The organism is Rhodopirellula maiorica SM1 (assembly GCF_000346295.1).
In the GTDB taxonomy this organism is placed as follows: domain Bacteria; phylum Planctomycetota; class Planctomycetia; order Pirellulales; family Pirellulaceae; genus Novipirellula; species Novipirellula maiorica.
In genome coordinates this window covers 1-9,064 of record NZ_ANOG01000416.1, presented here as the reverse complement: position 1 = coordinate 9,064, position 9,064 = coordinate 1, and the positions used below count along the sequence as shown (strand labels likewise).

Annotated in this window: 9 protein-coding genes; 4 read left to right on the top strand and 5 right to left on the bottom strand. The window is 55.0% G+C overall.

What is annotated here, in order from left to right:
- Positions 1 to 115 precede the first annotated feature (115 nt).
- Together RMSM_RS13330 and RMSM_RS13325 are read right to left on the bottom strand one after the other, a co-directional pair.
- On the bottom strand, positions 116 to 1,441 hold the full coding sequence (locus RMSM_RS13330; protein WP_008696711.1) for an SAM-dependent methyltransferase: 1,326 nt from the start codon (positions 1,439 to 1,441) through the stop codon (positions 116 to 118).
- A 1-nt stretch (position 1,442) separates the two neighbouring features.
- On the bottom strand, positions 1,443 to 1,622 hold the full coding sequence (locus RMSM_RS13325) for a hypothetical protein (protein WP_008696710.1): 180 nt from the start codon (positions 1,620 to 1,622) through the stop codon (positions 1,443 to 1,445).
- Between the two features lie 290 nt (positions 1,623 to 1,912).
- Between RMSM_RS13325 and RMSM_RS36810 the strand changes: the two genes are divergently transcribed.
- Positions 1,913 to 3,718, top strand: a complete 1,806-nt coding sequence (locus RMSM_RS36810) for a protein kinase domain-containing protein (RefSeq protein ID WP_160168287.1) — start codon at positions 1,913 to 1,915, stop codon at positions 3,716 to 3,718.
- Between the two features lie 341 nt (positions 3,719 to 4,059).
- Positions 4,060 to 4,539: a hypothetical protein gene (locus RMSM_RS13310; RefSeq protein WP_008696708.1), complete on the top strand. Its 480-nt coding sequence runs from the start codon at positions 4,060 to 4,062 to the stop codon at positions 4,537 to 4,539.
- Positions 4,540 to 4,555: 16 nt separating this feature from the next.
- On the opposite strand, the gene RMSM_RS13305 is transcribed toward RMSM_RS13310, so the two are convergent.
- A complete protein-coding gene (locus RMSM_RS13305) occupies positions 4,556 to 5,713 on the bottom strand; it encodes a hypothetical protein (protein ID WP_008696707.1) in 1,158 nt (385 codons plus the stop codon).
- Between the two features lie 492 nt (positions 5,714 to 6,205).
- Between RMSM_RS13305 and RMSM_RS13295 the strand changes: the two genes are divergently transcribed.
- On the top strand, positions 6,206 to 7,012 hold the full coding sequence (locus RMSM_RS13295; RefSeq protein WP_040766338.1) for an EcsC family protein: 807 nt from the start codon (positions 6,206 to 6,208) through the stop codon (positions 7,010 to 7,012).
- A 38-nt stretch (positions 7,013 to 7,050) separates the two neighbouring features.
- Here RMSM_RS13295 and RMSM_RS13290 read toward each other — a convergent pair whose 3' ends face one another.
- Positions 7,051 to 7,317 carry a putative signal transducing protein gene (locus RMSM_RS13290; protein WP_008696704.1) on the bottom strand — a complete coding sequence of 89 codons (267 nt, stop codon included), beginning with the start codon at positions 7,315 to 7,317 and terminating at the stop codon, positions 7,051 to 7,053.
- 315 nt (positions 7,318 to 7,632) lie between these two features.
- On the opposite strand from RMSM_RS13290, the gene RMSM_RS13280 reads away from it, so the two are divergent.
- Positions 7,633 to 8,424, top strand: a complete 792-nt coding sequence (locus RMSM_RS13280) for an MBL fold metallo-hydrolase (RefSeq protein ID WP_008696703.1) — start codon at positions 7,633 to 7,635, stop codon at positions 8,422 to 8,424.
- Between the two features lie 81 nt (positions 8,425 to 8,505).
- On the opposite strand, the gene RMSM_RS13275 is transcribed toward RMSM_RS13280, so the two are convergent.
- The coding region (locus RMSM_RS13275; protein WP_040766329.1) for an ion transporter at positions 8,506 to 9,064 on the bottom strand (559 nt) is incomplete at its 5' end.

Genomic DNA, 9,064 nt, shown 5'->3' with positions numbered 1-9,064 from the left:
GCAGCTCATTCGCTACATCCTCTGGCCTAAGCCGGACGTTCTCTGACGCGTCGCGGCTCAATAAATCAACAAGCCGTCCGCGACTCGCGCCATACATTAGGCAACCTGCTATAAATCAGGCAGCTCGGTACAAATGTTCGCGGGTCGGAGGCATGCCAGAGAGTCCTTTGGTGGCGCGTTTGGTGCCCACCACCTGATACAACTTGATCGATCCGTTGGTGAATCCGCCCGAAGCGCCCGCCAAGTAGGCGACCCACAATCGATAGCGTTCGGCGCCCACCAACTCAATCGCCTTTTCCTTGTTTGCCGACAAATTTTGGCACCAGAATTTGGTGGTCAATGCGTAATGTTCACGCCACGATTCGACATCGTGAACCTCGAAGCCGCTGTTTTCCATAAAATCGGTGGTCATACCGACCGGGGTTAGCTCGGACCCGGGGAAAATGTATTTGAGCAGGAATTTTCGTTCCGGACGAATTTTGCGGGCCGACCTCGCCGTGGGTTTGGCACGACGAGCGATCGCATGGTTCAGCATGACTCCACGATCGTGGAGCATCGAATTGATTTTGGCAAAGTAACGAGGATAGTTCGCGATGCCAATGTGCTCGGACATGCCGATGCTGCTGATTTTGTCGTAGGTGCCGGTGTGGTCGGCATAGTCACAAATCTCGACGCTGACTTGATCGGTCAGCCCCAGTTGCTCAATTTTCGCTTTGGTATAAGCGTATTGTTCGTTTGACAGCGTGATTCCATGCGACTTTGCCCCATAGTGTTTTGCCGCGTGACAGATCAGGCCGCCCCAACCACATCCAATGTCCAACATTGTCTCGCCAGGTTGCAAACGCAATTTGCGGCAGATCATATCCAGTTTGTCATGCTGAGCTTGGTCCAAGGAGTTGTTCCAGTCACGGAAATAGCCGCAGGTGTACTGCATCTCCTTGCCAAGAAACAGCTTGTAAAATTCATTGCCTACGTCGTAGTGGAATTGGATGTAGTCGCTGTTTTTACGCTTGGCTTCATTGCGTCCGACCATGTCGTCGCTAAAACCCTGCTGTAAATCACTGATTTTGCTCTTGGCAAAGATGAAGGGCAACGTTCGTTTGACCAGCATCGCTTTGCTGATCTTTTTCAAATGTTGACGATTTGCACGAGTGGTTTTTAGTGCCGCAGAGAATTCGATCAAATCCCCACCTTCGAATTCGATATGTCCGGTGGCGTACAGACGCACCAAGGTTTCCAGCGTGGGCCAACGCAAAAGGGTGCCAATCACTCCAGGGCCTGAGATCGCAATACAAAGTTCACTGTCGACATTTTGTCCCAGCGGCACAACGTCTCCATTCCATAGACGTACCGAGACGTTCATGTCCAGCGGTTCGGCTACCTCGCGGAGAATTTGCTTGATCGATTGGATTTGCGTTTCCGCTGAAAAGGGAAGTCCCATCCTAGAATGCTCCGATTGAAATGGTTATCGCCGACGTGCGAGCGATGGCCCGCTTGTTGACTTTTAGCAGGCTTGGCAGGAACGAGTTAGACCAATCGAGTCCATGGAGTTTGCCCAAAGCGACGTCCATCGCCGCCGACACATTGCCCGGCTTCTCTAGCTTGTCCGATGTGACGGACACCAGTTCCCCTGGGATGACACCGCACCGATGGCAACAGTGTCAGCGTGGCATTTTTCGGTTGACATGCCGCTTAGGATGACGTGAGTGACTGATTGTTGAGCCGAAGCGGTAAGGCGAGTCGGTAATGGCGGATTGACCACCTTTGGGGGGTAGGGTATCCTGAGGAAGTAGGTTTGTTTTCTCATCGGATGGAGTAGGAAGGCTCCTTGTTGCAAATGACTAAGAGAGACTCGGTATCCTTAGACGTTTGCCTCCTTTTGCTCTGCTTAGGGTTTTCGACGATTGAGTTGTTGGGTGTTTATCCGTTTGGATTTTATGCTCCGATCGTCGTGACGGTGGCGATGGCATCCAGACGATCGACGCTGGTTTTCGGAACCGCCACGTCGATCGCGTTGGCGACGATTGGATCGTCGTTGGTGATGCGAGGATTTGACCTGCGGCTATCGGGCCCTTCGTATTTGGCCCTCGCCTGCGTGGTGGTGCTGTGGCTGTTTCGCAGCTGGGACGTTTTGCAGCCGGCCGAGACGCAAGGCAAGCGAAAAGGTCCGCGGGAAGCAAAGCGGACGGACGGTCCCTACCGCAACGTGGCTGTGAAAATCGGTTCGTCGAAAGTCGATTACAAACGCTCTACTGCCGCACCCTCGACCAATGGAGACGAGGCAATCCAGTCGGCGCCGTCGCCACAATCGGCCGATGATCCTTCGTTGACCAAGGTGATTTCAAAGTCGTTGGTCGAGCGTATCGTGCTGGAGCGGCTTAGGTGCAGCGAGCGTTTTTCGCGTTCGCAATTGGCTTTGGTCGAAAAAGAAATCGCCGACGCGATGGCACAAGATTCTCAAATGGATTGGTCGATCAACGGGCTGCCACGCGGGGCGGAAATTGGCGAATACATTATCGATGGACTGTTAAGCGAAGGTGGCGCAGGGCAGGTCTATCGCGCTGCACCTGTTAGCGGAGGCGATTTCGTGGCGGTCAAGGTGCTTCGTGATATTCATCTCAGCGAGCGGTTTCGACGCGAGATGGAACTGGTGGGCAAGCTCGCTCATCCCAATATCGTGGTCGCTTACGAAGTTGGCGAGCATGATGGGATGTTGTACATCGTGATGGAACAATTGGCCGGCCCTGATTTGAGTGTTTACGTTCGGTTAAACGGACCACTGAGCTGGCAAGACTCGGTCGACGTGATTTTGCAAGCGGCTCGGGCGCTTGAACATGCACATCAACGCGGACTGGTGCATCGTGATGTGAAACCGGGAAATCTGGTACGTGACGGCGATCGGCGGATCAAGGTGACGGACCTTGGATTGGCGGTTTTGACGGCGGATCGCGATGTGAAAAAGGCCCGAGATTTTCGCACGGGAATCGAGATGGTCGCAGGAACGCTCGATTTCATGGCGCCCGAACAGGCCCGCTCGCTGTCGTCGGCTACCGAGTTGTCGGATATCTATAGTCTCGGAGCCACGTGGTTCTATCTGCTGACCGGAGGATCACGAGTCCCGGGAGAATCCGCGAACGAGAAATTGACGAGTTTGTTGGTCGATAAAGCCTTTCAGAAGTTGCCTACCGAGAATTTGCCCGACGCGCTGCCAGAAGTTTTTGAACGGATTGTTGCGTACCGCCCCGATGATCGGTATCAATCGATGGCCGAAGTGATCGCGGCGCTCGAATCGCTGCGTCCGTCCGATGCAACCGCGTCGGCGAAACATGCGGTCAAAGTTTTGGTGGTCGAAGATAATCAAGACGACTTGTTTTTGACGGTGGAAATGCTGCGACGAATGAACAAATCGATCGTCGTGCACAAGGCGTTCACGCTGGAGCACGCCATTCGAGAGCGGCAGTCACATGAATCGCTGGACCTGGTACTGTTGGACCTACAGCTGCCCGATAGCAGCGGGGTCGAAACGGTTCAGCAGTTCCGAGCCGCAGCACCGGATGTTCCGATTGTCGTTTTGACGGGACAAGAAGATGTGCAAGTGGGGCGTGAATGCATCGAAGCGGGCGCGGATAACTTTGCGTCGAAAAATGACCTCAACGCCGCTTTTCTCGAGCGTTTGATCTTTATCACCCTCAGCCGCTGCGATCGACACGAATCGTGATGTCGATTGCAGCACCCTCGGCCAGCCGTCGTGATGCATCTGAATTGTCGTGATCGGCTCGATCCGCTATCGTTGCGGTTAGAACCGCGACCGGACCGTCGTAGGGACGCAGTGGGAATCTCAGAAGCGGCGACGTGCCGAATGTAACGGAGTTGTCGTGGGCGTTAGCTCGATGCCATCTACTTCGGTAGCGTTTGCGGCGCAAGCCGTCCCGGTTGCAGCGTGAGAAAACGTTCGACGTCGACCGGGCGGCTTGCGCCGCACCGCTAGAAAAAATGCATTGTCGGTTGCAGTGTCCGCGACGACCGAGTGCTACGTAAAGTGTTAATTAGGAAACTGCAATGTTTGGAAAATGGGTTGAAATTGAATTTGATTGTTTGCCACTACGCACCGTCGCGCGGATCGATGCGCCGTTGGATGCGTCGCCGGTTTACGAGCAATTCGTGTTGCGAGTCAAAGATGCGCTGCAGCGGCACGGTGCCCACAACACTTACTATTTGCATCGCGGTGTCTGCCGTTACCATCTGACCAACGATCCGCTGGTTGGGATGCTCGAGTTTTCTTTTGAGGGCACCGTGATGACCGGCGAGAAGGACGTCAAGACCAAAGCACTCGAGATCAGCGTCGAGCTGAAGCGAGAAACCTGTGAATGGCTAACAGAGCCGATGGTCACAAGCTTTGCGGAAAGTGTTCAGCAAGCGTTGATGGTCGAGTTCGACCGTTACATCGAAGCCGGCGATTTGAAGAAAACCGAAGAACGGATCAAAGCGATTCAAGAACAAAATGAATCCGATGGTGGATTCATTGGGATGTACTTGTAGCTCTCGATTCCGTGAATCAAGACCCGGCGACGTGAGAGACCGCGGCATAGCCGATCACGTCGTTGTGTTTTCGGCAGTAGTCGAGAATCGGAGCATAAACCGAGTCATCGTCACTGCGGCCGGCGATCTCCAACAACAGTGGCACAATTCGTTGTGATGGGACCGCATCAGGAACCAAGTTCACGGCTGCCTCGATCGCGTCGCCATGACGCCCCAGTCGATCCAGCAGTTCCACGTACGTTTCGATCGCCGCGGTGCCATGCTGCGTGGGATCGACGCTCTTGGCTTTGCGCTCGAAGACCTTCAGTCCCGCTTCGACATTTTCGCCCAGCAGGACTTGATAATAGGCGGAGTAGGCGGGATAGAAGTCGACGAACGGTTCTTCGCCCGGGTATTGGAATTGGTGGTCCAGTCGGCGACCGTACTGAGCCAGCTCCCACGCCTTTCGCAGTTGACTCGGCTCGGTCAAAACCGCCGCAATTCGGACGGTGGATGCAAGATGCGTTGTGTCCAGGTGGTAGCCGCCTTCGTTAAGAATCCACTTTCGTTTTTCGATCATCTCGAATAGCGATTCGGACTCTTCCGCCGGCGCCTCGCGTCGCGCGATGTCGCCGCGTACCAAGACGACTAATTCGTGATACAGATGCTCCAGCAAGCATGCGGCGGCGGCACGTCGGTCGGCCTTGCTTCGCTGCTGTAGTGCTTGTTCGAATAGAGTGATGCTGTTGCAGGTTCCTTGATGGTCGATGACCGCTTGATAGCCACGCGCGATGTCCACTCCCTCGTGCAGCAGGACTTGGATCATCGCGTCGTAGTTGTCGTCGGTCACAGGAATCTCGGCCATCAATTTGCGAGCCAATTCCAAGTCACCGGTGGGACGCAGATACATCCATCCTTCGGCAATCTTACCGTCTTCGATCAACATCACGCCTGCTTCGCGGCAAGCGTCTAGCAGCCCCGATTCCAATTGTCGCTCAACAGCTTCGGGGTTTGTCTTTTCCGCTTCGCTGCTGAGAACCGGCAACCCCAAACGGTGACGAACTCGCATCTTCAGCGCTTCGAACAACTCCATTGGTTGTCGCTTCTCGCGAAAGTAGGCGACCATTTGCTCAATCATTTCACCGGGGTTGGAGCGTTGGTCGTCGAGACGGCTAAAGATTTCAGAAGAGGTCATAAGGCTTGATCGGGCGGTGCGAAAGTCATGCGGCAGGATGGGGGACGCGATGGAGTGTCCCTGTGTCGTGCCGCATCTTAACGCATTCCTCGGAATGACGGCAGGGATTGATCCACTCGCGGCGTTTCGGTGGCACGGCCGCACCAACCTCATCCCCGGCGGCTTTGAAATCAAGACCGTTCGTCGTCGTGATCGTGCTGCTTCAAGTCATTATCCGGCAGCGACTTACGATATTTCGCTGGCAGGCTGCTGATTTAGTCGAAATGCAAATCGAATTGGTGAGCCGAGGGCCGTAAGGCACCGGGTAATGCGTGGAACCCGGATGCTGACGCGCGAGCGGCTCATTAAATCAACAGCCTGCCGGCGGCAAAACGGCGGGCGAAATCAGCTGTTTCCGACCGCACGCTCTGGCTAGCCACGGCACGCAGGATGCTGCATATTGAATCCGCATTCGTTTCGATTTCTGCGGTCCCCACTCTGAAGGCAAATCTGATGATACGAACCCACGACGACCATTCGCTGCCGGCCGATGTGATTGCCGAACTTCGTGAAGCCAAAGATACGCTCGAGCATCACGGTCTTGCCGATCGTTTGACCGAATTGGTGGGAACCCCGATCACCGCATCGATGAAAATGCTGCCCAGTGTTGCAGAGGATACGATTCACGCTGCGATCGATAAATCGCTCGCCGCTGCGATGGATGTGGCACTTCGAACGCTCGGTCACGATACCAAGGAAGGCAAGCCGAAACTGCTAACGCACAAATTGTTAGCTGGCATTTCCGGAGCCGCCGGGGGCGCATTTGGGATGACCACTGTCGCGATCGAATTGCCGGTGTCGACGGTGCTAATCTTGCGGAGCATTGCGGACATTGCCCGTAGCCAAGGCGAAGATTTAACCGACGTGCGGACTCGATTGGCATGCTTGGAAGTGTTTGCCATCGACGGTGGCCAGTCGGACGTCGACGATAAAACCGAAGTGGGCTACTTTGCCGTGCGAGCAGCGATGTCCAAACAGGTTGCCGACGCGTCGAAGTATGTGTTGAAGTTCGGCGTCGCGGATACCGCCGCCCCACCATTAGTGAAATTGATGGGGATGATCGCCAAGCGGTTTGGCGTCGTGGTCAGTGAGAAAATCGCAGCGCAAGCGATTCCGGTCATCGGCGCGGTCGGCGGCGCGTTGATCAACAGTTATTTCATCGACCATTATCAAGACCTCGCCCGCGCCCATTTCACCATTCGTCGGTTCGAGCGTGAGTATGGCGAGTCCGAGATTCAAGCGGCGTATTTGCGGTTGTAAGAAACAAACGCGGTCGTAACTCTGGTTTCACATCCGCACTATTCGTCTTCGGGTTCGCCCACATCGACTTTGGACCAATCGACAGGTTTGTGTTCGATTTCGGCGAGGACCGCGCGGGCCTGTTCCAAATCTTCGTGGCGGACCAGGACATCGACGTGCCCCGGAGTCTCGGTGCGAAAGCCCGCAGTAAAGCCGCCCGTCGCCGTCGCCTTGATGTTCTGGGATTCCAATGCGGCAATGATCACGGCGGCTTCGACGTCGTCGGCAACGCTGGTCAGCACTTCAGGTTTTTGGTGATCAGTCATTGAAGCAAATCCAAAGAGAAGAGATGTATCGGATCGTCGCGAGAGGAGTGATTGGACCGGAATGCAAATCGGGCCTATCACTTCCTTCCATTGTATCAGATGCGTGATAGCGGACGCCAAACAACAATGCTCTTCCGAACGGATCTTTTTGGCAATAAAGTCAATGCTTGGTGCAGATGCAAGATTTCCATCATTTGCAACCTCGTCAAATCCTGCTGGTCACATCCCGAGTCGCTATTGGTCGCGGATCGCAACCGTGAAGCGACCGAAAACCGGGGGACTGGAACTGGGACTCTGCCACGTTAGAATGCCGGCATGGAAGTCATCACATTGCAATCGGGAAGCAACGGAAATTGCGTCTACGTCCAAGCCGACGGAGTCCAGTTGCTGTTTGATGCTGGTATTAGTGGGACGCAGGCCGAGAAACGACTGGCCGCGCACGGCAAAGATATCCGCGACATCGACGCGCTGATCATCTCGCACGAGCACAGTGATCACGTGCGTTGCATGGGGGTGTTTCAGCGAAAGTTTGGGCTGCCGATCCATGTGTCGACGCCAACAATGCAGGCGACACAAAAGAAAGCCAAAATTGGCCGTGTCGATGAGCTGCACCACTTTGACTCGGGCAGCACGCTGGCATTTGGAAGTGTTCGTGTCGAGACGCTGTGCACGCCGCATGACGCGTGTGACAGCGTTGCCTTTGTCGTCGACGATGGCTCAAGCCGTTTGGGGATTTTGACCGACATCGGTCACGTGGATTGTGATCTGGATGATGTCCTAGAGACGCTCGACGCCGTGATCCTGGAAAGCAATTATGATCCCGCGATGCTGCACAACGGTCCCTACCCCGAGCAGCTAAAGAAGCGGATTCGCGGCTCGCGAGGCCATTTGTCCAACGAAGAATCGGCCGACCTGCTAAGCCGAAAAGCAAGTTCACGGTTGCAGTGGGCATGTCTCGGGCACTTGTCCGAGCACAACAATCGGCCTGAGTTGGTATTGCAAACGCATCGCAAGATGATCAAGCGTGATTTGCAATTGCACGTGGCCGATCGCTATGCCGCCGGCGCGGTGCTGCAGGTTTCAGCGAACCCCAACAAACCGCGATAGCCAATGTCGCCCGACGTCTCCGACGTCGGCTAGTGGGATACCGACGTCGGAGACGTCGGGCGACTATTGAGACGTCGGCGACTATTGCAGCAGGTTTCCGCAGCGATAGCAGTACTTGGCGTCTTTCAAGTGGCTGGTGACTTCGCAAACCGAACAGGGGTGTTGTTCGCGACTCTGGCTTTCGTCTGACCTCAGCCCCACTAATTCTGCGCTCACGAAACCACTGGGCACAATGATCAAACTATATCCCAGCAGGATCAGTACCGCGGAGATGACTTTGCCAATGGACGTCTTCGGGACGACATCGCCGTAGCCCACGGTGGTCATGGTGACAATTGCCCAGTACATCGATTGAGGAATCGAGGTAAAGTGGCTGTCGGGATTAACGTGCGTTACATCGTCCACGTTAAATAGCAGCGTTTCGACGTGATACATCAGAGCTCCGCTGATTGTCACAGCGACCAACACGACTGCTAGAAAGACAACGATCTTGTTGCGAGCGCTCCAGATGGCGTACGAAAGTTCGTCGGCCTCGTTCATCATCCGCCACAGTTTCAGAACGCGAAAGACGCGAAGCAGTCGGATGCTGCGGAGCGTCAGCAGCGAACGCGACGAGCTGCCGATCACGAACGTCAAGTAG

What these genes read in the sequence shown, in the direction of transcription:
- RMSM_RS13330 (WP_008696711.1), bottom strand. Translation starts at nt 1,441, where the DNA reads ATGGGACTTCCCTTTTCAGCGGAAACGCAAATCCAATCGATCAAGCAA.
- RMSM_RS13310 (WP_008696708.1), top strand. Translation starts at nt 4,060, where the DNA reads ATGTTTGGAAAATGGGTTGAAATTGAATTTGATTGTTTGCCACTACGC.
- RMSM_RS13305 (WP_008696707.1), bottom strand. Translation starts at nt 5,713, where the DNA reads ATGACCTCTTCTGAAATCTTTAGCCGTCTCGACGACCAACGCTCCAAC.
- RMSM_RS13295 (WP_040766338.1), top strand. Translation starts at nt 6,206, where the DNA reads ATGATACGAACCCACGACGACCATTCGCTGCCGGCCGATGTGATTGCC.
- RMSM_RS13290 (WP_008696704.1), bottom strand. Translation starts at nt 7,317, where the DNA reads ATGACTGATCACCAAAAACCTGAAGTGCTGACCAGCGTTGCCGACGAC.
- RMSM_RS13280 (WP_008696703.1), top strand. Translation starts at nt 7,633, where the DNA reads ATGGAAGTCATCACATTGCAATCGGGAAGCAACGGAAATTGCGTCTAC.